General features: G+C 68.4%; 33 protein-coding genes. 6 read left to right on the plus strand and 27 right to left on the minus strand.

Annotation, left to right across the window (positions count from 1 at the left end):
• Window positions 1–208 precede the first annotated feature (208 nt).
• From ACQEVO_RS30245 to ACQEVO_RS30270, 6 genes are all read left to right on the plus strand, one after another.
• Entirely contained in the window at window positions 209–466 is a 258-nt protein-coding gene (locus ACQEVO_RS30245; RefSeq protein WP_432919826.1) for a hypothetical protein, read from the plus strand.
• On the plus strand, window positions 456–602 hold the full coding sequence (locus tag ACQEVO_RS30250) for a hypothetical protein (RefSeq protein WP_432919827.1): 147 nt from the start codon (window positions 456–458) through the stop codon (window positions 600–602). The genes ACQEVO_RS30245 and ACQEVO_RS30250 overlap by 11 nt, the downstream gene beginning before the upstream one ends.
• On the plus strand, window positions 592–927 hold the full coding sequence (locus ACQEVO_RS30255) for a hypothetical protein (protein ID WP_432919828.1): 336 nt from the start codon (window positions 592–594) through the stop codon (window positions 925–927). Before ACQEVO_RS30250 ends, ACQEVO_RS30255 begins: the two co-directional genes overlap by 11 nt.
• Window positions 924–1,826, plus strand: coding sequence for an SAM-dependent methyltransferase (locus ACQEVO_RS30260; RefSeq protein ID WP_432919829.1), 903 nt, complete (start codon window positions 924–926; stop codon window positions 1,824–1,826). Before ACQEVO_RS30255 ends, ACQEVO_RS30260 begins: the two co-directional genes overlap by 4 nt.
• Before the next feature lie 61 nt (window positions 1,827–1,887).
• The gene (locus ACQEVO_RS30265; protein WP_432919830.1) at window positions 1,888–2,301 is read left to right on the plus strand and encodes a hypothetical protein; all 414 of its coding nucleotides are present in this window, start codon (window positions 1,888–1,890) and stop codon (window positions 2,299–2,301) included.
• A 227-nt stretch (window positions 2,302–2,528) separates the two neighbouring features.
• Complete coding sequence (locus ACQEVO_RS30270) at window positions 2,529–3,113, plus strand: DUF2510 domain-containing protein (protein ID WP_432919831.1); 585 nt, start codon at window positions 2,529–2,531, stop codon at window positions 3,111–3,113.
• A gap of 64 nt (window positions 3,114–3,177) precedes the next feature.
• Here the strand turns inward: ACQEVO_RS30270 and ACQEVO_RS30275 are convergent, their stop codons facing one another.
• The 27 genes from ACQEVO_RS30275 to ACQEVO_RS30405 form a co-directional block, all read right to left on the minus strand.
• A complete protein-coding gene (locus tag ACQEVO_RS30275) occupies window positions 3,178–3,816 on the minus strand; it encodes a DUF7257 domain-containing protein (RefSeq protein WP_432919832.1) in 639 nt (212 codons plus the stop codon).
• Window positions 3,817–3,839: 23 nt separating this feature from the next.
• Window positions 3,840–4,253 carry a hypothetical protein gene (locus ACQEVO_RS30280; RefSeq protein ID WP_432919833.1) on the minus strand — a complete coding sequence of 138 codons (414 nt, stop codon included), beginning with the start codon at window positions 4,251–4,253 and terminating at the stop codon, window positions 3,840–3,842.
• Window positions 4,253–4,918, minus strand: a complete 666-nt coding sequence (locus ACQEVO_RS30285; protein ID WP_432919834.1) for a hypothetical protein — start codon at window positions 4,916–4,918, stop codon at window positions 4,253–4,255. Before ACQEVO_RS30285 ends, ACQEVO_RS30280 begins: the two co-directional genes overlap by 1 nt.
• Window positions 4,919–4,928: 10 nt before the next feature.
• On the minus strand, window positions 4,929–5,162 hold the full coding sequence (locus ACQEVO_RS30290) for a hypothetical protein (RefSeq protein ID WP_432919835.1): 234 nt from the start codon (window positions 5,160–5,162) through the stop codon (window positions 4,929–4,931).
• Complete coding sequence (locus tag ACQEVO_RS30295) at window positions 5,162–5,539, minus strand: LtfC-like domain-containing protein (protein WP_432919836.1); 378 nt, start codon at window positions 5,537–5,539, stop codon at window positions 5,162–5,164. Before ACQEVO_RS30295 ends, ACQEVO_RS30290 begins: the two co-directional genes overlap by 1 nt.
• Entirely contained in the window at window positions 5,536–5,901 is a 366-nt protein-coding gene (locus tag ACQEVO_RS30300; protein ID WP_432919837.1) for a hypothetical protein, read from the minus strand. Before ACQEVO_RS30300 ends, ACQEVO_RS30295 begins: the two co-directional genes overlap by 4 nt.
• 15 nt (window positions 5,902–5,916) lie before the next feature.
• Window positions 5,917–7,548 carry a hypothetical protein gene (locus tag ACQEVO_RS30305; RefSeq protein WP_432919838.1) on the minus strand — a complete coding sequence of 544 codons (1,632 nt, stop codon included), beginning with the start codon at window positions 7,546–7,548 and terminating at the stop codon, window positions 5,917–5,919.
• Between the two features lies 1 nt (window position 7,549).
• Entirely contained in the window at window positions 7,550–8,107 is a 558-nt protein-coding gene (locus ACQEVO_RS30310) for a hypothetical protein (RefSeq protein ID WP_432919839.1), read from the minus strand.
• The gene (locus ACQEVO_RS30315) at window positions 8,085–8,339 is read right to left on the minus strand and encodes a hypothetical protein (RefSeq protein WP_432919840.1); all 255 of its coding nucleotides are present in this window, start codon (window positions 8,337–8,339) and stop codon (window positions 8,085–8,087) included. The genes ACQEVO_RS30310 and ACQEVO_RS30315 overlap by 23 nt, the downstream gene beginning before the upstream one ends.
• Window positions 8,340–8,382: 43 nt before the next feature.
• Window positions 8,383–8,757, minus strand: coding sequence for a hypothetical protein (locus tag ACQEVO_RS30320; protein ID WP_432919841.1), 375 nt, complete (start codon window positions 8,755–8,757; stop codon window positions 8,383–8,385).
• Window positions 8,757–9,776 carry a hypothetical protein gene (locus ACQEVO_RS30325; protein ID WP_432919842.1) on the minus strand — a complete coding sequence of 340 codons (1,020 nt, stop codon included), beginning with the start codon at window positions 9,774–9,776 and terminating at the stop codon, window positions 8,757–8,759. The genes ACQEVO_RS30320 and ACQEVO_RS30325 overlap by 1 nt, the downstream gene beginning before the upstream one ends.
• On the minus strand, window positions 9,776–10,378 hold the full coding sequence (locus ACQEVO_RS30330) for a C39 family peptidase (protein ID WP_432919843.1): 603 nt from the start codon (window positions 10,376–10,378) through the stop codon (window positions 9,776–9,778). The genes ACQEVO_RS30325 and ACQEVO_RS30330 overlap by 1 nt, the downstream gene beginning before the upstream one ends.
• Window positions 10,375–10,803 carry a phage gene 29 protein family protein gene (locus ACQEVO_RS30335; protein ID WP_432919844.1) on the minus strand — a complete coding sequence of 143 codons (429 nt, stop codon included), beginning with the start codon at window positions 10,801–10,803 and terminating at the stop codon, window positions 10,375–10,377. Before ACQEVO_RS30335 ends, ACQEVO_RS30330 begins: the two co-directional genes overlap by 4 nt.
• Before the next feature lies 1 nt (window position 10,804).
• Window positions 10,805–12,412 (minus strand): hypothetical protein, encoded by a 1,608-nt coding sequence (locus ACQEVO_RS30340; RefSeq protein WP_432919845.1) that lies wholly within the window; start codon window positions 12,410–12,412, stop codon window positions 10,805–10,807.
• Complete coding sequence (locus ACQEVO_RS30345; protein WP_432919846.1) at window positions 12,409–13,314, minus strand: hypothetical protein; 906 nt, start codon at window positions 13,312–13,314, stop codon at window positions 12,409–12,411. The genes ACQEVO_RS30340 and ACQEVO_RS30345 overlap by 4 nt, the downstream gene beginning before the upstream one ends.
• Window positions 13,260–16,778: a phage tail tape measure protein gene (locus ACQEVO_RS30350; protein WP_432919847.1), complete on the minus strand. Its 3,519-nt coding sequence runs from the start codon at window positions 16,776–16,778 to the stop codon at window positions 13,260–13,262. Before ACQEVO_RS30350 ends, ACQEVO_RS30345 begins: the two co-directional genes overlap by 55 nt.
• Window positions 16,775–17,179 (minus strand): hypothetical protein, encoded by a 405-nt coding sequence (locus ACQEVO_RS30355; protein WP_432919848.1) that lies wholly within the window; start codon window positions 17,177–17,179, stop codon window positions 16,775–16,777. The genes ACQEVO_RS30350 and ACQEVO_RS30355 overlap by 4 nt, the downstream gene beginning before the upstream one ends.
• Before the next feature lie 14 nt (window positions 17,180–17,193).
• A complete protein-coding gene (locus tag ACQEVO_RS30360; protein ID WP_432919849.1) occupies window positions 17,194–17,715 on the minus strand; it encodes a hypothetical protein in 522 nt (173 codons plus the stop codon).
• Window positions 17,699–18,025 (minus strand): hypothetical protein, encoded by a 327-nt coding sequence (locus ACQEVO_RS30365; protein ID WP_432919850.1) that lies wholly within the window; start codon window positions 18,023–18,025, stop codon window positions 17,699–17,701. Before ACQEVO_RS30365 ends, ACQEVO_RS30360 begins: the two co-directional genes overlap by 17 nt.
• A gap of 96 nt (window positions 18,026–18,121) precedes the next feature.
• Window positions 18,122–18,937 carry an Ig-like domain-containing protein gene (locus ACQEVO_RS30370; protein WP_432919851.1) on the minus strand — a complete coding sequence of 272 codons (816 nt, stop codon included), beginning with the start codon at window positions 18,935–18,937 and terminating at the stop codon, window positions 18,122–18,124.
• Window positions 18,938–19,017: 80 nt separating this feature from the next.
• Complete coding sequence (locus ACQEVO_RS30375; protein ID WP_432919852.1) at window positions 19,018–19,422, minus strand: hypothetical protein; 405 nt, start codon at window positions 19,420–19,422, stop codon at window positions 19,018–19,020.
• Window positions 19,419–19,685, minus strand: coding sequence for a hypothetical protein (locus ACQEVO_RS30380; protein ID WP_432919853.1), 267 nt, complete (start codon window positions 19,683–19,685; stop codon window positions 19,419–19,421). Before ACQEVO_RS30380 ends, ACQEVO_RS30375 begins: the two co-directional genes overlap by 4 nt.
• Before the next feature lie 3 nt (window positions 19,686–19,688).
• Window positions 19,689–20,015: a hypothetical protein gene (locus ACQEVO_RS30385; RefSeq protein ID WP_432919854.1), complete on the minus strand. Its 327-nt coding sequence runs from the start codon at window positions 20,013–20,015 to the stop codon at window positions 19,689–19,691.
• The gene (locus tag ACQEVO_RS30390; protein WP_432919855.1) at window positions 20,012–20,377 is read right to left on the minus strand and encodes a hypothetical protein; all 366 of its coding nucleotides are present in this window, start codon (window positions 20,375–20,377) and stop codon (window positions 20,012–20,014) included. Before ACQEVO_RS30390 ends, ACQEVO_RS30385 begins: the two co-directional genes overlap by 4 nt.
• The gene (locus ACQEVO_RS30395; RefSeq protein WP_432919856.1) at window positions 20,374–20,820 is read right to left on the minus strand and encodes a hypothetical protein; all 447 of its coding nucleotides are present in this window, start codon (window positions 20,818–20,820) and stop codon (window positions 20,374–20,376) included. The genes ACQEVO_RS30390 and ACQEVO_RS30395 overlap by 4 nt, the downstream gene beginning before the upstream one ends.
• Window positions 20,817–21,749 (minus strand): hypothetical protein, encoded by a 933-nt coding sequence (locus ACQEVO_RS30400; RefSeq protein WP_432919857.1) that lies wholly within the window; start codon window positions 21,747–21,749, stop codon window positions 20,817–20,819. Before ACQEVO_RS30400 ends, ACQEVO_RS30395 begins: the two co-directional genes overlap by 4 nt.
• Window positions 21,750–21,782: 33 nt before the next feature.
• On the minus strand, window positions 21,783–22,235 hold the full coding sequence (locus ACQEVO_RS30405) for a hypothetical protein (protein WP_432919858.1): 453 nt from the start codon (window positions 22,233–22,235) through the stop codon (window positions 21,783–21,785).

Genomic DNA, 22,235 nt, shown 5'->3' on the forward strand with positions numbered 1-22,235 from the left:
CTTGACGTAGTGGTGAATTCAACATTAGCCGGTTTTTGTCCGGTTATGTCCGGAAATGTCCGGTGGCCTTTCCTGGATGCTCTCACCAGCCCCGGCGCCGGGACGTATGTCGCCTTCGGAATAGCCACTTGTCGCAACGATCGGCCCTGTTTGCCGTCATCCCCGTCGCCGGGTGCTCACCATGCAGCCTCACTTGGGGAGAGGAACCATGCACACCTACGAGACCCGTAGACCGGCAGCGCCGCCACCGCTGCCTACCCGGGCGCCGGTCAATCGGGCGATGGCCGCCGCGCTGCGGCTGTGGCGCGAGAGCGAATGCTACGACCGGGCCACCGTAGAACGCTGCCTCGAGGGCCTGCGCTCCCTCGATGCGCCGGCCGCCGAGCAGCCCACCGTCCAGCATGAGGTCGACGGCGTGATCGCCCGGTGGCGTGCCGAACACCCGGAGGTGCGGCGTGCCAGCTGACCTCGCGACCTTGCACCGGATCGCAGGGAAAATCCGCGGGGACACGGTCCGGGAAACCCGGCTGCACCGCGAGTTCGAGGCCATCATCGAGGCGTTGTGGCGCGCGCCGATTGAAGAGGTGCGCCGTGCCTACTGAGGACGGCGTCACGGCACAAATGCGGTACTACGCCGATCTCATTATGTGGCGCCAGCGCGCACCCGAGGTCGCGGAATCGCTCGAGGCCGAGGGGCCGCCACCTCCTGAGCCCGAGGACGGGCTCACCGGCAAGGTCCTCTGGTACGAGTACCACCCACCGAGCGCTCGGGAGTATCAGCAGTTCCTGGACGCTGCGGTCGCCGGATCGGCGATCACCGCCGAGGACCGAGACGCCTTGGCCGAGCTGCCCCCTATCGATGGTGTGGCCGCGATCCGTGCGCGATTGGCGTCGAAAGACGCTCCGGAAGAGGGAACAACAACATGACTACCCCTGCACCCCGAACCAGGGCCCGTGTACCGGTCGGAGTGGATACCACCCGGCCCAGCATCGCCCGCGTCTACGACTACAGCCTCGGCGGCAAGGACAACTACGACGCGGACCGCGCCGCGTACGAGCAGATCCTTCAGGTCGCGCCGCGGCAAGGCGATGTCTCCCGGATGAATCGGCGCTGGCTGCACCGGGTGGTGCGCTATCTCGCCGGCCCGGCTGCGGTCGATCAGTTCCTCGATATCGGCGCAGGCCTGCCCACGGTGGCGAACACACATGAAGTTGCGCAGCAGGACCGGCCCGAGGCGCGGGTCGTCTACGTCGACAACGACCCCGTATGCAACGCGCACGGCCGGGTACTGCTCGAACAGAACGACCACACGTTCTTTGTGGCCGGCGATCTACTCGAGGACGGCACGCTGCTGTCGAACCGCTCGGTCATGCAGTACTTCGACCATGACCGGCCGATCGCCGTGATCGTCTGCGGATTGCTGCACCATATCGAGGACGAGCTGAACCCAGCCGCGGTGATGCGCGAATACGTCGACCAGATGCCGCCGGGCTCCTATCTGGCGATCTCGCATTTCTGGGATCCGGCCGACGAGGATCCCGAGCTGCATACGCGCGCCCGGCAGGCTGAGCGCGCGTTCGTCGAGATGGGCCTCGGCTCGGGATGGTTCCGCACCCGCGAGCAGATTCGCGAGTTCTTCGGCGGGCTGGCGCTCATCCCGCCGGCGCCGCTGGAACCGCCCGGACTCGTCGAACTCGACGACTGGTGGCCGATGGGCCCGTGGCCGCTGACGAGGTGCTGGGAGCAGCGGCTCATGCTGGGCGGCGTCGCCTACAAGCCGGATCCCGCCCACGAACCGGTGCCGCTGCGTGCGCGCCGCGGCTGACCCGGCGACCGCGCTGATCGGCCGCACGTCGGTGCCGGAAACGCGGTACAGCGCGAGCGAGTTGCGTGCGTTCGCCGAGAAGCGCTCCGACGCGCCAAGGTTCGTCGGCGTGACCGATTTTGCGGACATCACCGGGGAGCGGACTCAACAGCTCACCCGGTGGCGCCGCACCGGGCGGGTATGGGTGCCGACGCCGGCGATCCTGCTCGGCGAGACCGAGCGCGCCGGATGGGAACCCGAGGTTGCGAAAGCGTGGCGGCGCGGTCTAACCGGTGTGGACCGGCCCGAGCCGGTGCGGTATCTGAGCATTACCGAGATGGTCGCCATATGGCACCTGCCGCGCGCGCTGCTGTGGGAGGCGATCCTCGTGCGCGAGTCGATTCCGCCGCCGGCGATCTGGCTTACCACCCGCGGCACCGCTGACGCGGGATGGTCGCCCGCCGAGAACCCCCGGCCGTCCGGCCGGGTGTCGTAGAACACCACACCGAAGGAGAGCAGCACCGATGAAATTTCGGCCAGGACCCGACGGTAACTCCGGCGAAAACTGGGATGAACCCGCCAACAAAGACGAACCCGGCGGCGACATGACCCATAGCAGCCGGTAGCCAGTCCAGCTGAAACGCAGCGGGCGCGCCCACCGATCCACTTACCAGGACCAGCGGGGCGCCCGCTGAGTTATTACTTCCAATATCAGGGGATTTCGTGACCGCACAGGACGACAACGTCGCCAGACGCCGCCGAACCAACCGCAACATACTCATCATCGTCGGCGTGATCGTCGGCCTACTCGTCGTCTGCGGGGTTGTGGGCGCGATCGTCGGCGACGACCAGGCCGCCGAGGAGCCAGCGCCGACGCCAACAACCACCGAGGTTGTCGCCCCTCCCCCGGCGCTCGCTACGCCGCCGGCGCCAGCGAGCAGCTCGGCGCCGGTGCCCACCACCGGCACCGGTCCGGCGGCCTACTCCGACCCGCGTTGCGCGCCGGCGAGCGCCGATCTCGTCGCCCAGGTGGCGACCGGCCTGACCCGGGACGGATACACCCTCACGAACGGAACGGTCATCAGCGAGGCCGGCACAACCTACTTCGGTGCGACGACGCTCGACGCATCCGGCCGGATGGAGAACCGGTCCGACGTCTGGGTGGTGCGCGATGGCGCGGTGTATGCCTCGACCGGCGGAGCCCGGAACGAGACGAGTTTCCCGAAAGCCTCGGACGCGCTCGGTGTCTCGCCCGGCGATCCGGTCGTCGCGGCCGTCGATACGTGCGTGATCGATTTGACCAGGTAGAAACGACGAATGAGCGCCCCGACCGGGTTCGGTCGGGGCGCTCATTCGTTGCGGAGGGCGGTGATCAGGCGGCGATGTCGTACGCCCAGAACTCGTCGATTGAGGCGGACTGGTACTGCTGCTGGAATATCGGCCGGTTGCCGCTGAGTCCGATGCGACACCGCCGCTGCCCCGGTCCGGACGGGATTATGCCCGCGGTGTCGTTCCAGGACAGAAAAGGGACCTCGTTGACGAACACCGAGAACAGCGAGCCTACGCGGCGGAACCGGACGATAGCGTTCATCGGCACCTGGGCGGTCGTGGATGCCCGCGTGGTGTAGGTGGCGCCGTTTCCGGTTTGGATGATGCAGGGCGTGAACGGGTTGCCGCCGCCGTCGTGTGAGTACCCGCCGAACGCGACATTGACGCCCTGCTGATAGGTGCCGTCACTACCGGCGATGATCAGCGTAAAGCTGTTGTTGGTCGCGAGCCCGTAGCCAGACGGGGTCATTTGCGCGCGAATCTCGTGAGCGTCGGTGTAGAACTTGCCGTCGTTACCACCGCCGCGCCAGGTGTTGATGCAGTGCGCCGCCGCCGCGCCGCTGCCCTGCGGGGTGATCTGCACCCGGCCGCTGACGATCACGAGCGGGTTCGTGGTGTCGGTCGTGTAGTTCGGGCCGATCGCGCCGTTCGTCCGGTTGAAATCATCACCGGTGAACGACATGGGCGGTTGCCATACCGCCGGGCTCACGCGCGCCGCCAGCGGATCTCGGCGGCGAGCTGGGCGCCCGGCGCGGTGTTGGCCGCGGTCTGGTAGATCCAGATTCGATCGCCGGCGGAAACAGCGGCGTTCGGGGTCGCGGCCGTCGGCGAGCTCGGCGCCGGCGTGCCGGACGAGCCCGCGATCGCGTCGCCGGTCGCGGTGCCGTTACGGCGTAGCTCGGCCGTGCAGGTGCCGCCCGTCCCGGCCGCTTTACTCCAATACCGCGCCGAGATGATCACCATGTCGTAGGGGACGACCCAGCCGATATCTTGCTGTCCGATTCCCTGCGCGTGCAGGCCGTAGGTCTGCCAGATCATCGCCCCGTCTTCGCGGAACTTCGCGAACTCTTCGCCGATCCGGGTAGCGAGCGCGGCGAGCGCGTCGACCAACACAGCCATCAGACGAGCGCCGCCTCGAACACCGCAACGAAATCGGTCGAGGTATCGCCGACGTCGGCCGCCGCCGCGGCGCCGATGTTGGTTCGCGCGTTGCCCTGCTGGGTAGTGGTGAGCCCTTGCGAGGCGGTATCGACGCGCACCCGGTTGCCGAGTGCGGTCTGAATGTTGGCGATCGCGTCCGGATTGTTGCCCAGCGCCGCGGCGATTTCGGCGATCGTATTCAGCGTTTCGGGCGCATCCTCGACCAGCGCGGCGACCTGTGTCGCGATCGCCGAATCGGTTTCGCCCGTCGAGTAGACGCTGAGCGCACTGCGCGCCGCGGTCGCCGAGGCCGCGGTGATCAGCGCTCGGCCGGTCGCGGTCGAGTCGCTGATATCGGCGGCAGTCGGTAGCCACGTCGAGGCCTTCGCGCCGACCGCGGTACGGGCCGCAGCGGCGTCGACCGCGGTGAGTACTGCTCGGCCGACCGTGGTCGAGTCGGTGATGTCCTCGGAGGTGACCGGTCCGCCGGCCCCGCCGCCGGCGGCGACTTCGTTGATCGCGGCGACGATGTTGGTCTTGTCGGTGGTGGACAGTGACGCGAGCGAGCCGATCGTCGTGCGCACGGCTTTGAATTCCGTGCCGACCCGGGTCGCGAGGTCGCTGAGCTGGGTTACAAGGGACATCGGGGGCTCCTTATGCCATACCGTTTTCGAGCAGCAGAATCAGGGAGACGGGCGGGGTGAGCTCGTCGAGCACCTCGTCGACGACCAGGCCGATGTCTTCGGGGTCCAGTTCGATACCGCCGCCGGCGCCGGGCACGAGAATTACTTGAGCGCCGGACGGGTCCGGGGTGATGTCGACCTCGTCGGCGACCGCAGTGATATCGGCGGAGTGCGGGACCGATACCTCGATCACGACCTCGCTCATCACGAACGCCCGTCGACCCGCATGATCGTGCCCACGACGACCGTCTTGTCGTAGAACCCATCGTCGAAACCGGAGTCCGGGTACAGCAGACGGAAGCCCCACAGGGTGTTGTCTCGGAGCGCGTTGAGCTGGACGGCCGGCACCCTGATCGGCAGGCTGTGACCACTCGGGGTGCCGGTGGCCGTGATGCGGTCGGCCGTAGGGGTCTTGAGGTCTTGATAGATGGTCAGGACCCCCGTTACCCCGGACGGATAGTCGAGGTACTGCCCGGCGTTGGCCGGGTCACGGTTGCGGAAGACGACGACCAGGTCGCCGTCCAGCGAGACCGGCAGGACCCGGACCGGTGGCGGCGTGATGAGCGTCTCGGGCGCGGTCATCCTTCGACCGCCTCAACGATCTCGTACCCTTCCGCCGACCCGGCGCCAAGGCCTTCGGCCTGCCCAGCGCCACGCAACGCCCACGCAAAGCAGCCCTTGAGGTGATCAGGCCTCGAGAACGGATTGCCGTGCGGTGTAAACGACCCGGGCCGCTCGCGCATGCTGCCCTCGACCGGGGCGCCGGTCCGGGTCGACATGATCACCGAAACGGCCCCGTCCATATGCGCCGCCGGCTCGCGCACCCAGACGAGAACGTACTCGCGCTCGACGCCGTCGTAGAGCAGCGGCGGGTCGAGCTGATAGACACGGGCGAGCCCGGGATATCCCGGAACCTCGTCCAATACCAATGTGGCAGTTGCCATTTTCTGCTGCTCCCCTCACGAGATGAATCCGGGCGAGGACAGGACCCACGCCCGGCCGTTTCCGCCCTTGCCGCCTTCGCCGCCCTGCTCCGGCCCAAACCACGGAAATGCGCCGCCACCTGCGCCACCACCACCGCCGGGGTATCCGCCGTCGCCGCCGCGGCAGTCACCACCGGCGCCGCTGTTGCAGGCACCACCCCCGCCACCGGAACCAATACCGCGCTGTCCGGGGGGCGGCGATACGCCGGCAGCGCCGCGGCCACCGTTGCCGGTGCCGCCCGCACCGCCAGCCGCCAGGAATCCATTCCCACCCGGAGAACCGTTGCCGGCGGTCGCGGGTGCACCCCTGCCGCCGAACGGTAGGAAATCGGTTCGGGTGCCGCTGCCTGCGGTAGCGGGCCCGTTGTTGCTGGCGCCGCCGCCGGCGCCCGCAGTCAGATACGAGCCGAAGAGGGTCGGGGTGCCGCTGGTTCCGTAGTCGGGCGTATTGCCCGAGCGCCGCGCACCGCCCACGCCGCCGGTGCCGATCGTGATGGGAACTGTGGCCGGGAGTTCGGCGCTGGTGAAAACGTGCTCGGCCCAGCCGCCAGGCCCGCCGCCGTAACCGGCGGGGGCCGCGCCACCGGTGCAGCCACCGCAGCCGCCCCCGGCGCCGCCGATGAGGATCGCCTTGTGGTAGCTCTTGTCGACGGGTTTGGTCCAGGTCCCGTTGACTGCGAACTCGGCGATTTCGTTGCCGCTTTCGAGGTACGTGATCCGGTTCTCGTGGTCTGAGACCACGGCCTCTTGTCCGGCGACCGCGGCGTCGGCGGCCTCGGCGATGCCGCGGGTGGTGGCGAGGTCCTGCTCGAGTCCCTTGACGCCGGCCTGCGCGACCATCCGGCCGGCAACAACGTCGTCGATGTACCAGCCGCCGGCGTCCGGGGTGAGTCCGGCGTCCTCGTACAGAACGGCCCGGACGTCAGCACGGACCGCACCGGCTGGCGGGGTGATCTGCGCGGCGTAGGTGACCCACTCGTCGACCGGGATATCGAGCGGCGGAACGGCCGAGGTGTTCGCCCGGGTGAGGTAGGTGTCGCTGGCGTTGTAGAAGTACATGAACACCGCGGCGCGGAAGTTCGGGGAACCGAAACGGCGCTGCTTCCACTCGACATACAACGGCTCGCCGGCGGCCACGTCGACCCGCTGGCTGAGCAGTTGGTCCGCATAGGCTGGGTAGCCCACATCGGGGTCGAGCCGCAGCACCCAGGTGCCCGAGGCGGCGATCGCCGGGTCCTCGACGTAGCTGAATCCGCCGGCGGAATTCTCCGGGTATTTCTCCCTGACCGCCTGCGTCTCGAAGTTGTAGATCTCCGTGAAATTGATCCGGCTCGCCGCGGCGACCGCGGTTTGCTGCGCCTCCTGCGCTTGCTCGGCCGTGCCGTTGATGAAATCGGCTATCCCGTCGACGATTTCCTCGAGGGTGTCGCCGACGATCGGGACATCGCCGAGCAGGTCAGCCAGCATCCGCAGGCCCGAGGCCACGAAAAACCGAATGAACACACCGAACCCGTCGGTCAGGCCCTCGATGAGGTCATCGAAACCCCAGTCGCCGACGGGCTGGCCTTGACTCTCGGGTGGGATCTCGTGATGGTCGGGCGAGGTCACGTCAGCACCTCGGGTATGGGTTCTCGGCGCGGGTGCGCTCGTTCTCGGCCTGCCGGCGCTGGTTGTCGGTGACCGTGTCGTCGAACCGGGTGAGCAGGATCCGGGCCTGCTCGCGGCGGTCGGGCGCCTCGATAGGGATCGCGAGGAACCCGCGCACCAAATCTGCGACTGCGGCGTCGTTTTCCTTGCGGGCAACAGCGTCGTCGGCGGTTGCCGCGGCGCGTTCGGCGATGGTCCGCTGGAATTCGTCGTTGCAGCGCCGCTGCTCGGCCACAAACGCCGTGTTCTGCCATAGACCGGCGATCACGGCGACCGCCATCAGGGCGAGGATTGCCCGGAAGGTGAGCGGCCGAAGTTCCGAGGTCGCTATCCGCCGGCGGAATTCCCGCCAGCGCACCGCCAGCGGGCGCCGGTCGAGCGCTGGCACCGCGAGGGTCTTGCCGCCGCGGTGGACGCGACGGAAGCCGAGCAGATACATGCCGGCTGCGGTGATTGCGCTGCCGATGAGCAGCCCGACCAGCACGGCCAGCCAGTAGTTACCGATCATTTCCATCACCACCGGGGGGACCGCCTTCCTGGTCGTCCTCCTCGTCGAGGGCGCGGCGAGCCTTGAAGTACGCGCCGCCGAGTAGGCCGGCGATCGCGGTGATGACCGCGGTCATCGCGACCGTCACCTCGTTCGGCGGCTGGTAGTCCTGCCGGAATATGGGCAAGACGATGAACGAAATGAACCATCCGATCGTGATGACGCTCGCGATGCCCGCGAGGACCTTCACCAGGATTTCGTCCACGCCTCACCACCTCTCCACACCTGCCCATGCCGGCGTCTCCCTCTCACTGACCGGCGCGATGCCGACCGCCGGGTACGCCGGCGTCGTGCAGCTCGGCGACGCGCGCCCTGATTTGCGCCAGCAGCGCTGTCGCGTCCGGGCCGAACAACTGCACGGCCTCGTTCTCGACCTGGTCGAGCGCGGCCTCGGTGCCGATGGCGATCGCGTCGCGCAGGTGCCCGTCCGGAGTTGCGTGGCTGCGTACCGCCTCGGCGGCCGGCACACCGAGCAGCAGCGCGGCGACGCCGGTGATGATGTCGGCGACATCGCCAGCCACCCAGCCGCGGCCGACGAGGTAGACGACCACGGCGAGCAGCGCCGGATAGGCGACGAGCCGGATCGGTTCGTTCGCGCGTAGCCGCGCGAGCGCCGCGCCCATCACTGGCCGCCGAGCAGCTGGTCGAGCTTTGCGTCGATGCCGCGCAGCAGCTCGGCGTGCGCGGCGCCCTGGTCGACGAGTTCGTCGGCGAGCTCGAGCAGCCGCGCCGCGGCATCGACGACGGTGCGTTTCGGTGCCTCGGCGGTTTTCGCGCGGGCGGCCTCGGCCTCCTCGCCTTCGCCGAGCTGAGACCAGCCCTCGAAGTTCGGGCCGCCGGCGAGCTGGGTGAGCAGCACCGCGACCGCCTCGGTGAGATACCGGTTTCGTTTGGCGTCGGTCTCCACGGCTTTGCCGAGGATGCCGAAGCCCTTCCGGTCGGCGCCGAGTAGCTGGGTTGCCACATCGCTGGCGTCGCTCATGATGTCCTCCTTGCTCGCGCCGAACAGCGCGTCGAGTTCGGTTTCACTGCCTCGGAATGCGTTCGCGTCGCACGGGCTCTCGCCCGCGGCGATCGCGGTGTCGGTGAATTGCAGGATTTCGACCCGCTTGCCGCCCATGTCGGCCCAGCCGGCGTAGCCGTCGCCCGGGTACAGCCGCGAGGCGTAGTCGATGCCGCGGACGTAGTCGGAGTTCCAGATGCCCACCGGCAGGTCCGCGAGCCGGGGCGAGCCCATGCGGTCGCGCCAGTACCAGCGCGGCAGGTAGATCGGCAGCAGGTGGAACCCGAGCCGCTGCGCCTCGGTGATCCGGGCCCACAGGTCGTCTATCGAGCCACCGTTGACGGTGTCCTCGTAGTCGATCTGCAGGGGCGGTATCCGGCCGGCTGCGTCGCGGGCGTGCTCGAGGGTGGCGCCGAGTTCATCGGCCGGCGGGGTGTTGGTGCGGCAGAACACGTACCCACCGAACCGGCCGGGGAACAGCGGCCAGGTTTCGTCACGTTCGCGCGGCCAGTACGGGTCGCGCCAGGTGCCCTCGGTGATTTTGTGCGTGATGAACGCGAACCCCTCGCGGCGCGCGCGTTCGCCGTCGAACCCGTCGCGGGACTGGTGATTCGAGATATCCAGACCGAACAGCGTCATTACCGCGCCCCCATGAACTGTGTCGCGATCTCGCCCCACAGCGCCGCGTCGGCGGCCGGTGCCGCGGCGTAGGCGTAGCCCTTGGGCGGGATGAGCGTGCAGAGCTGGTCGAACGCGAGCCAGTAGCCGAACGGCCGGAACCCGCTGTCAGCGACCCAGACTGCGCGGGCCACGTCGTCGTAGCCCATGACGGCGAAGTAGTGGAACACCTTGCCGCCGCCGTATGCCGGCGACGTGCTGCCCTTCACACCGCGCGGGTAGTTGTCGACCGGGGCGACGATGTTCGCGATCACGCCCCACCCGGCGTCGATGGACGCCGTGATGTGCTGCCACAGCCGGTCACGCTGCGCGTGGGTAGGCGGGTCGTTGGGCATATCGACCGAGGTGTATTGAGCATCGGGCACCCGGACGTCGAGCACGCGCTCGATGAGGCCGACGAAATCGGTTCCGTTCCAGGTGGTGCCGATCTCGCGAGCCAGCACCGGTTCCGGTACGACGATGCCGCGGGAGTCGAGCACCACCTGGGCGCTCGCGGGCCCGCACCAATAGCCGGTTTCCTGCGGGACGATCGCCCGGTTGTAGGGCAGCACCTTCTCCGTCATGCGTAACCTCCGAGCTGTTCGTCGATGCGCCGGCGTAGCTCGAGCAGTTCCGAGGGCATGAGTTGCTCGGCCTGCGCGGCTACGACGTGGACCGGGTCGGGATCCGGGTCGGGCGCGTTGATGTCCATCCAGTCGCCCGGGTTCGTGATGCTCTTACCGCCGCGTATCGGGTCGACCCGTTTGATGAGTGCGAGCTCGGGGTGCAGCCGGAACCCGCACAGTTCGGCGTGCTCGGCGATGCGGCTTGCGGTCGAGGGCAGGGTGATCACACCGCGGGCGCCGACGCGCCAGACCTTGGTCCGCTGGCCGGTTTTGGCGTCGCGGATGGTGATCCACCGGCCGCTGATCGGAATATCACGGAATAGGTCGGTGTGCGGGTGCTGCGGGGTGTCCTCGAAATTGGAGCCGTCGGGGTAGTCGGCCATCTCAGACCCCCACGCCCTGCTGCTGTAGCAGCGACATGATGTTCTCCTTGTATCGCATCAATTTCGCGGCGGGGTCCTCTTCGGCCTGGTCATTGCCGATGCTGATTTCCCAGGTGGGCAGCGTTGCCCGATCGCCCTTATTGCGAATCGCGTGGACGTGGTCGACCTGCCAGGTGCCCATCACTTCGAAGGCAATGCGGTCCATCAGCCCGAAGTGCTTGCCGGGGATATAGGGTGCGTTCGCGTCGATCTCGGCGGTAAAGGACGTGTAGCCAGCGGTCTCACCGAAACCGGTGATCATCGCCTGCAGCGTCGACAGCGTGAAACCCACGCCGGGGCCCTGGACCCAGTGCTCCATCCAGGCGTCGGGGCCCATCTCGCTCTTGCGGATCGCGTTCGGAATCCGATGGAAGGCGAGGATGGTGTCCTCGAGTAAGAAATCGAACACACCCAAGGCCAGGCCGGGATTGCCGATCAGTGCGCCGAGGTAGCCGAGCGCCGCGTTGGCGGCGAGCTTCGCAGCGCTGTTGACCCACTGGGGGCTCTTGCCGCCGGTGACCATGGCGTACGCGAGCGCCTTGTGGATGGTCATCGTGGTCGAGCGGACGGTGCTGTATTTGCCCTCGGGGAATACCACCCACGGCGCGCTCTGGACGGTGCCGAACCAGCCGGGCAGTTTGTACTCGTCGGGCTGCTCGCGGGACAGCTCGGTAATGATCTGGTTGATGTAGTCCTCGGCGACCGTGCCGACGAGGTTGAGCAGGCCATCGACGAGGGTCCCGGTCGGACCGGCGTAGGCCGACTTGTTCTCGACGTGGAACACGCGCGTGCTGTGTTCGAGGTTGAAAAAACTCGGGGCCGGCTGCGGTTCACCAGGCATCCAGCGCTGCGGCCGGAGCAGCAGTTTCGCCGAGGTGAGCGTCGGCAGCACGAGGTCGTGCCAGTACGGGAACCGTGCGCTCATCACGGCCCACTCGCTCGTGTCCGTGACCGGGTTGATCGGCACCATCGTGGTCCACCACTGCGACGGGTCGAACAGCCCGGACCACGCCCCGGGATCGAAAATGTTGTCCGGGATGGCGGACAACGATTGGACGCGCCACATGTTCGACAGCCCGTATAGCGCGACGCCGGTCGCCGACGGCCCTGCCCACGGCATCGCTTTCGGCACCTGGATTTCTGCGCCGAACGCCGGGTTCGCGAAGCAGATCAGACGTTTCGCCTGGTGGTAGTCGTGCAGAAAGTGGATGCGGACGGCCACCATTTCGCCGGCCTTGTAGATCCGCTGGATGTAGTCGCATTTACCGGCCCATCGCCAGTACCGGGTGTTCACGACGATGTGCACGTCCTCGTTGCGGCGGCTCGGGTGGAGCAGCCAGTGCACGAGCAGGTGATCGCCGGGCAGGGTGATTTCGCCCTCGCCGGTGTTGTTGGCGATCTCCTGGAAATCCCACGCGAGCTCGCCGCGCACGTACGAGACCGGATCCCATGCCTTGTCGCAGATCAGGAACTCGGGCCGCGCGTTGGCGTCGCGAGATTCCTGCCGGCGCCGAGCGACGAGGTAGTTCCGGACGTCGTCGAGCGTCAAGAATTCGGGGGGCGCGGTCATCCCCACGGCCTCTTGAACAGTGGCGTCATGAACACCTTGACCTCGGTCGCGGTGTTGCCGCCGGTCGCCGACACCGGTACCGAGACAGGCTCGGTGGTGCGCGGCGGGATCGGGTGCCGGAACAGCATGCCGGCCATCAACGCCGCTGCCTGTGTTTCGGTGACGGTGTCGATGTTGACGCCGGTGGTCATGTCCGGGTCGACGAGCCAGTGGTCGCCGTCGGTGAACTCTGGCAGCTGCCGGGTGTCGCCGGCGATGCCGTCGGGCAGGGTGACCCGGACGCCGGTCTGGCCCCAACCGGAGAACTGCGCCCAGATCTCGATATCGCCCGGGTTCGCGAGGTTCAGCGTGCCGATGCCGGTGCCGTCGGTGTTTTTCCACTCTGAGGTGAGCATCTGCCCGCGCCAGCCGGGCGAGTACGCGATGGTCGGAAGAACCCATTCCATCTCGGTCTCGGGTTCGAAATCGAACGGCTCGGCCGGATACCGCTGCAACCTGATCGGCTGCTCGCGGGTGCCGCCGCGGCGGTCACCGGCGATCAGTAGTCCATCTTCCTCGTCCGACCAGGCGTTCCACCATGCGGATTCGACGTCTTCCCACTCGGCGTCGTCGCGGGCCGAGGTGAATATCCGCATGTCGATGATGCTGGGATCGGTTTTCGACGGGCCCGGGATCGCGCCGCGCATGTACGCCGGCGTCTGACTCAGCGGTACCCGCACCGGGTGGTAGAACCCAGCGAGCGAGGTCAGATACACACCCTCGGCGCCCATATGCTCGCCGCCGTGCAGGTGCCAGACCGAGCCGTCGACGCCGATATAGCGGATCTCGCGCGCTACAGCGGGGGCCGTCACCAGGACCGCCCGCCGTAGCCGCCGGTGCGGGCCCACTGCCGGCGCTGCCATTCGGTGGCGATATCACCGGCGGTGTAGCCGTTGGCGATATAGGTGTCGCCGCCGCGGGCCGGACCCCGGCTGCCCATTTCGCGGATGAGCCGATCGGTGGCACCGATATTGGCCTCGGCCACCTGCCACTTGTCCGCCGGTAGCAGCGGTTCAGGCTTGTCGAGCAGCGAGAGTGCCAGCTGGTTGGGCATCAGCATGCCGCCGTTGTCGAACAGCCCGATCCGGCGCGCGGTGTCACCGAGCCCGAGCGAGGTCAGCAGGCCGACGAGCAGCGGATCACCGGTTCCGACTCCCGCGGTCGACGACGCCGGCGGCACACCGGTCTGCCCAGGGCGCGCGTCGGTAGTGCGAACGCTGGATCCGTCGTCGCCCTCGAACAACTTGTTCGGGTCGGCGAGGATGCTGTTCTCCAGGCCGAGCGTCTCCAGGATGCCCTTTGCGAAGATGCCACCGAAATCGGCGCCCAACTCCTCGAATGTCTTGAGCCGGGTTTTCTGCTCGGCCGAGCTCGGGGCGCTCGTGCTGGGGGTCGAGCTCGGCGCCGGCGTGCTCGCCGGTGGCGTGGCCGCGGCGTTCGGGTCCGGTGCGCTGGCGATGGTGGCCGCGATGAACATGCTCGACGGGAAATGCATGTGGTCGGTGAACGTCGGCGCCGTCGCGGTCTGTGCGGTGCCGCCGTATTGGCCGATGCCGCCGGGGCCGCCCATCTCGAACCCGATGCCGCCGGGCAGGGTGCCGGCGGTGTGGCCGCCGCCGGGGCCGCCGTTCATCCATCCCAGGTTGTAGTCGTCCGGACCGCCGAGGCCGGGCAGCGCACCGCGTGCTTTCAAGGCGTCGGCCATGTTGGCGGTGCCGAATCTTCCGCCGGTCTCGGTGTTGCCGTAGGCGATCAGGTTCGCCGCCTTGGCTTGGGCGCCCGAGCAGTCGGTCTCCCATGTGCCGTCCCAGCCGCCGAACACGTATGCGGCGCCGTCGATGCCGCGCAACTGGTTGAGGAAATCCTCGCGGGTGACCTTGCCGCCGATCACGCCGCCGTCGGCGTAGCCGGGCAGCATCGCGTGCAGCAGCTCGGGCGAGGGCACCCATCCGGCGTTGAGTGCGGCTACGAGTTCGGCGCCGCCGTTGGCCATCGCCTGTTCGGTGACGACGCCCTCGCCGTTGGCGACGCGGACGATCGGGAGGCCGGCGGCGTTCACGCCGAATATCGAGTCGCTGAGTCCGGTGCCGGGCCCGGACAGCAGGCCCGCGGCGTTGCGGCTGGCGATCGTGCCGCCGGCGGCGAGCGTTGGCAGGTCAGGGGTATCGATCGAAAAGCTGACGTGCTTGTTGATGACCGGGATCGTGAAGTCGAAACCCAACCGGAAATTGTTCCAGTGGCCGATCACCCAGTTGATCGCGGACTTGAAGGCATCCGAGATCCCGTCGAACAGCCCGGCCGCCGCCGATCGGATCCGGCCCGGCATTTCGGTCACCCAGGACACGAGCGCACCGAGCCGTTCGATGATCCAGTCCTTGGCCTCACCCGCTTTCGTGGCGAGCCCGGTGATGATTTCCCCAGCTTTCGCGAAATTGTCGCCCCACCAGGAGAAGAACGGTTTCAGCCCGTTGTCCCACAGCCACAGCGCGCCGGTTTTGATGGCGTCCCAGGCGCCGAGGACGATATTTCGGAAGGTCTCGGAGTTCTGCCAGGCGAGCACGATGCCGGCGATCAGGGCGCCGATCGCTAGCACGACCAACCCGATCGGGTTGGCGGATAGGGCAGCGTTGAGCACCCACTGGACCGCGGACCAGGCCATCGTCGCGCCGCGGACCACCCCGGTCGCCACCGCATACGCGCCGAGCGCCAGGGTGTTACCGGCCAGAGCCAGAGAGCCGGCGCCCTGAGCGGCGGCCATCACACCCTGTGCGACGGCGTAGCCCATCGCGGCGACCCGGGCGGTCACCAGCCCGCCGACGAGCACGCCGAGTGCGATTGCCATGGCCTGCGCGGCGCCCTGGTTCCGTTCGATCCAGCCGGCCGCCCCGGTCAGCGCCCCGATGAGGTCGCCTTGTATCCCGCGTTTGAGCTTCTCAAGGCTGTTCGCTGTGTTGTCGTTGAGCGTGTCGCCGAGCTTGGTCGCAGCACCGTCGATATTGCCGAGTGCCTGCGTGGCGGTAGACGGGTCCATGGAATAGATGGCCGCCTGCAGATCCTCGAACTTGGTCCCGTACAGGCCCAGCGCGATCTCGGCGCGTTTCGCCGGGTCCTCCATGCCCACGAGGCCGGATTGCAGCTCGGTGAATACCGCCTGCGCCTCGTCGCCGCCCTGGGCGAACCGGTTCAGCACCGCATCCACGTCACTGAACCCAAGGTCGGAGATCGCGTTGCGGGTGGCCTCGCTGCCGCCCTGGACTTGCAGGGTGAATTCCTTGAGGGCGTCCACGACCAGGTCCGCATTACGCGCACCGCCACCGAGCGCCTGGGTCATGAGGCCGACAGAATCGGCGGCATCCAGGCCCATCGCCTGGAACTGGACGCTGTACTCGGTGAACGTATCCAGGAGGTCCTGGCCTTTGTCCGCGCCTTGCTGGAACCCTCTGGTGAGTACGTCCATAGCGGCCTGCGCGTCGGGCGCCAGGCCGGTCTTCAGCATGGTTCCGACCGCGTTCGCCGCACTGAAGACGTCCTGGTCGAATGCCGTGGCGAGGTCGAGCACTTTGGCGGTGATGCCCTCGATTTCGGCGGTCGTGGCGTCCTCGGAAACGAGGCCCTGCTGCCACACATTGCGCAGTGCCTCGTTGACCCCGGCGAGGTTCTCGCCGTAGGCGTCGGCATACAGGCGGCCGGCGATGCCACCGAATTCGGCGGCCATCTCCGGTCCGGCGCCGAGCTGGGCGGTGAGCTTGTCGCCGAGTGCTTCGTTCTCGATGGCGGCTGCGGCGGTCGCCATTGCCCCGCCGACCCCGGCGGTTGCGGCGGCGAGGCCGGCCATCTGCTTCGCGGCGTCGGTGGCGCGGCCACGCATGCCGTCGAGCGTCCCGCCGAACGATTCACCTGCCCCCGCGGCCTCGTCGGATGCCTCGGCGGAATCGCGGGTCGCCGCGGCAAGGTCGCGCTCGGCCGCGCGGGTGCGGTTGGCGGTCTGCTGGGACCGCCGGCGCGCCGCCTCGAGTGCCTCCTCGGCGCGGATGAACCGCGGGCCGTCGGTGATGCCGCGGGCCCGGAGGTCCTCCAGCGCCGCCTCGGCGACCCGGACGCGGCCGGCGGCGTCGGCCTCCTTGTCGCGGGCCGTCTGTAGCGCTTCGGACGCGGCCTCGACCGAGGACGCTTGGCTGCGCACACCTTCGGCGACGCCGCGCCCGGCGGCTTGGCCGGCCTGGCGGCCGGTCTGCTGCATCGGCGTCATGATCATCCGAGACAGGTCCTGGCTGATCCCCTGCATCGACGGGATGATGGGCAGAGTTGCGTACCCGATCGTTGTCACGATGAGCCCCCTTCCTGCTGCTGGCGGCGAGCGCGGATCGCCGCCCGCCGCCGGCGTGCGGCGCGCATCTTCTCGGCGCGACGCGGATCACTGCTGACGGCCTTCTTGGTCCTCGGCCGACCGGGGTGGTCCTTCGGGGCTTTCTTGCCGGCGAGCTGCTTCGCCTCCAGGCCCCAGATATCGGCGAGCAGGTGGTCGGACAGCGTCCACGGCATCCGGCCGCCGTTGGCGTCGATGGCGAGTGCGGAATTGTGCGGCAGCCCGTGGGTGATGCGCGCGTAGATCTGGCGCAGCGTGAGCTTCCGGCGGCCTTGCTCGTCGAATCGCCACAGGTCGCGCAGGTCCCGGTGGAAAAACCGGTCGAGGTCGGCCTCCACGAGGTTCGGCTTGTCGCGCAGCAAGCTCAGGAGGCCCCTCAGTTTCCCGCCGTATCGAAACCGCCGGCGCGGGCGAGGCGGTCGAATAGCTCGTTGAAGTCGCGCAGCCGGTAGCCGCGCAGCCGCAACTTGGCCCATTGGACGTCGCCGAGCAGGGCGTGGATTGCGGTGGTCGCCTTGCCCTGCTCGAACGCCTCGGCCGCGTCCAGCGGCCAGTCCAGCGGTTCGGCGGGGATCTCGTAGTAGCGGCCGTCGAACTCGACGCTGACGAAACCGTCGTCCTCCGCCTCACGCTGCACCGGGGCGCGGTCGCGCGCCGGAGCACGGTGGTCCTGCGGCTGCGGAGCGTGCGCGGGGATCCGGGACCGCTCCCGCTGGCGCGCCCGGCGCTGCTGGCGGTTGCCGCCCATCGGGATGGGGCGCCGCGGGCGGTCGCGTGGTTCCTCCCTGGCCGGGGGTTCCTCGGTGTAGCGCTGGTCTTCGTAGCGGTCGTCGTCGGCGTAGGCCGCCGGATCGTATTCGCCGCCGTCGAGGCTGAGAGCCTCACGAGGTTCGGGCATCGCGTTGCCTTTCGTGTGCGGTTCGGTAGAGCACCGGCGCGAGCGCCGCGGTGATCGCGGTTGCGGCGGTGTTGTCGAGCTGGTCGGCCAGGCGCCGGTGGGCGTCGACGATCAGTGCGAGCGGCGCGTCGAGCGAGCGCTCGGCATGCTCGGCGGCGGCAGTTTCCCGCTCGGCGAGCTGGATGGTTTTCGCCACTCGGGAGCGCAGCGAGCGCGGGCATTGCCCGTTCTCGTCCGCCAGGCCGAGGCGGCGTGCGCCCTCGTTGATCTGGGCATCGGTGGGGATGTCCTGTGCGGGGATGCGCGGCATGCGGATCTCCTGTGCGGTTGAGGGTGTGCGGTTGAGAGGGGCCCGCCCGCCCGGCGAACCGCACGAACACCGGACGGACGGGGATCGGGGACCCTGCTACGCGATGACCGTGACGTCGCAGAGGTCGATGTGGCCGCCGTAGGTGGCGACGATCGTGGCGGTGCCGACCGAGACCGGGGTGACCAGACCGGACGCGGAGACCGTCGCCACTCCGGTCGCGCTGGAGTGGTAGGTCGCAGACGCGGTGCGCACGACGCTGTTGCTGTCGGTCACCGTCAGCTGCTGGGTTTCGGCGTCGGACAGGTCGAGTTCCGCGGTGTCCGGGGTAACCGTGATCGCGGTGATCGACGGGTTCATGCCGGTCTCCTGCTTGAGGAACCGGCGCTTGAGCGCGTCCGGGAAGATGCTCGCGGTGTACTCCACCGCGGCCATGTCCTGCTCGTTATCGGTCCGGCCGCCGGACATGACGGTCGCCGGCACCGTGGAAATCCGGCGCTTCACCTTGCCGACGTCGGTACGCACCTCGAAACCGATGAACACTCGAGCCGGTTTCGCGTCGACCACGTATTCCTCGGTGTCGCCCGGCGACTCGAGGTACTCGGTAACCGAGTTGCGTTCCAGCGCGGTAAACACGCGCTGCAGGCGTCGGTTCCGGTAGCTCTTGAGGATCTCGCCGTAGCCCCAGGCGTTGTACGCGGACTCGTCGAACGCCACAGTTTCGGCGAAACCGTTCTCGCCGTTGAGCAGGCCGACGAGCTCCCATTCGGCGCCGGTGACCGCGTCGAATGCTTGCTCGACGCTGGCCGGCCGAATCTCGGCGAGCGTCCACGGGTCACCGTTCGGTTTGGTGGCTCGGTGGATCCAGACATCTGCGGAGTCCCAGATGTCGACATTGGCAGGCTGTCCGCCCATGACAAATACCCCTCTCGGGTCGGGAACGGTTGAGGGCGTGCGGTTTCCACCCGTGAGGGGGTGGTGGTCGTGAGGTCTGCTCAGACGGTCTGAGCGGTGGTCCGCAGCCGGGTGCGGACGGTGAACGAGGCGAGCCAGCCGCCGGTGCGGTCGTCGCGGTCGTCGATCAGTGCGGTGCTCGGCAGGATCTTCGCGACGCCGGGCACCTTGACGCACAGCAGCAGGCCGAGCGCGTGGCCGGCGATCTCGATCGCGCGGCTGCGTCCGTCGGCCCAGACGGTGGCCCGGACCTGCGGGCGGGTCTCCACTGGGTAGCGCATCGGTCCGGAATCGTCGAACAGCACGAGCTCGGCGGCCGAGTCAGGCGCCCAGTTCGCCGAGAGGCTCTGACGCACCTGGACTCCCGGGAACCGGTCCGGGATCCGGGAGGCGAGGAACGTTTGCACCGGCGCGAGCACGTCGCCCGGCACGTAGATCTCGGTCACTGCGGGACCACCACAAGGCCTACCGCTGCTGCGGCGCGGGTCAATGCTCCGTCGGTCGCCTGCAGGGTGACCGGCACACCGACAGCCGCGGCGCCGCGGTCGGTGGTGTACGACTCGACCTCGGGCTCCTCGCCGGTGTCCTCGCGCACCTGGTCGGCGACCGCGGCGGCGGTCTCGTTGATCACGGCCGCCATCTCGGGAGATTTCAGGATCTCCGAGACGCCAGCGCGGTCGAGCTGGAACTCGACCCGGTTCCCGGCCATGGGTTACCCCCTACCTCGTGCAGCGACGACGACCTGCCCGGACAGGTCCTCGTCCTCGTCGATCCATTCGTCGGGTTCGCCGACGACCATCCAGTCGTGCCCGCGGGCGGCGAGCACGCTGGTCGCGGTGGCGCTTACGGGTGCGTTGGCCGGCAGGTACACCCGGATCTGTGTGTAGGTGCCGGTCCGTCCGCGGACCGTGAGCTCACTCGACCCCATGGGCTCGACCACGCATCCGGCGACCGGCACCGGTGCGGTGCCGGGTACCGGGTTGTTCGATGCGTCGAGCGTGACGCCGGCACCGATGGCGACAACCTCGTTCCCGATCATCGTTTGTCTCCGAAGTAGTAGACGGGTGCCGGGTGAATCGAGATCCCGAGCAGTTCCTTGTGCCAGTCGTCGAACACCAGCGCCCCGCCCGGGTTCGTGAGCGTGCCCGATTTGGTGCGGGGCCCGGTTGTTCGGGTGTAGGAGATGTGGCCGGCGTAGGCGCGGGTCGCCATTGCCGTCGAAACGACGTCGATGCTGACCGTTCTCGCGTTCGGGTCGTCGACGGCTATATCGGGTAGCCGGCTACGGATCCAGCTCGCGGCGGCGGCGAGCAGCTGCTCGGCGATCTCACGTTCGGGACCGGTCAGGGGACGCCCGAGGTCGTCGGGTTCGGCGAACGGCGGTGCGCCCCCTGCGGTCATGCCAGCTCCTCGATCAGCTCGGCGCGGGACTTGCTGTCTGCCACCTCGCGCGGCATGTCGCGGTGGTTGACGGCGTAATCGCGCCATTCGTCGGTTGACGCTGTTTTCTTGGGCATCTCCACATCGGTGGTGCCCGCGCCCGCACCGGCGTTCTCGGGGGCCGCGGAACCCGCGCCCCCGTTGGCGTTCTGCATCTCGCCCAATGTGGTGGTGCCGCCGCCCGCGCCACCGGCGCCGAGGACGACCCCTGCCGATTCGCTGGACGCTTCGACGTCGGCTGCGGGCCGGATCGCGCCGGCGCGCAGCAGCCGCTCGACCTCGACATCGGGCAGGTCGGTCACGATATCGCCGCGGCGGTGTTTGATCATCCGCTTCGGCGCACCGTTCTCGTACCGTTCGAGGACCTGGTCGAACCGCGAGGCGGTCAGGACGTAGTCGGTCACGGCGTCACCAGTCCTGTCAGCCACAGGCCAGCCTTGGGCTGGTCCAGGCCGAGGGCGCGCTTGTAGCTGGCGTCGCTGCGCCAGGTCTCGCGCGGGCCGCCGTTCGGGCCGCCGCCCTCGGCGTAGAGCGCGGTGAACTGCAACGGCCGGGTGTCGGAGTAGAACCCGATGGTGCCGCGCTCGAGGATCAGCGCCCGGTCCGCGGGGAAGGTCCGGGACTTGATGACGTTGAGCCCCATGATCTGGCCGGGGATCGCGCCGGTGTAGGCGATGGACTCGTTGGCGACGTTGCCCTGGTACACCTTCAGGATCTGCTCGTTGTCCATCAGCGTGGCGAGCAGCCCGGGGTGCAGGACGATGGTGTCTGGCTCGAACCCGTAGTACTCGTCCTCGGTGGCCTCGTCCGGCGCCGCGGTGCTGATCTCTTCGATCGCCTTCGCGAGATCGGTACGCGGCTTGCCGGACGGGTCATCCCATGCTGCGGACACGGCCATGGTCGGAACTGCCGCGGACTGCAGCAGGGCCTTCGCGCCGCGGTCGTTCGCGCGGATGAACGTGTTACGCAGACCGTTCATCTGCTTGTTCACGGCGTCGATGTTGTTCTCGTCGATCATCTCTTTCGAGATGCGCACGCCGAGAGCTTTCTTGACGGCGAACACGGTCCGCGGCTTGCCGAGCTGGCCCGAGCTCACCGGGATCTCGCCGAATTCGGCGACGTCCTGGACGTCGTCGTCGAGGAACGTCGGGTCGCCCTCACGGAACGCGACGACGCCGGCGTCGTTCTTGCCGCCGTTGCGCAGCAGGGCCTCGCTGATGAACTGATTTTCCATCAGCTCTTTCAGCTTGGTCGGGACGAACAGCGGGTTCTTGACCAGGTCGGACACGGTGACCCGCGAGCCGTCGCTGACACTCACAATCGAGGTGGGCATGGGATTCTCCTGCTCCTGTTCGTAGTAGTCGGATCAGGCGATCCGCATGAGGCCGACGGCCTTGGTGGCGACGACGACGCCGGCGGGTTCGGTGCAAACACCGACGATCGTGCGGGCGTCCGGGGTCGCGCCAGCGGGGGCGACGGTGCCGGCCGTGGTCGCGACGAGCTTGTCGCCGAACGATGCGTTCGCCGAGTAGGTGACCTTGACCTCGGTGCCGCCGTAGGCGACCGCCACCGTGGTCGGAACCGGCACCATCGACACCACCGTGCGGCCGAGGGCATCGGTGCCGTCGGCGGCCGGGAAGTCCTCCGGCGCTACCGCATCGGTCAGTGCGACGCCGAGCACCTTGGTGCTGGCTGCGGCGGCCACGCCGATCCGGCCGCCGCTGCGGGCCTCGACGAGCTGGCCACCCTTGATGACCTCGTTGTCGGCCGGGGTGAAGGTCTTCGGGCCACCCTGGGTGACCTGGGCGATGCCTGCCAT

The organism is Nocardia sp. CA-290969, assembly GCF_050936135.1.
Classification (GTDB): Bacteria; Actinomycetota; Actinomycetes; order Mycobacteriales; family Mycobacteriaceae; genus Nocardia.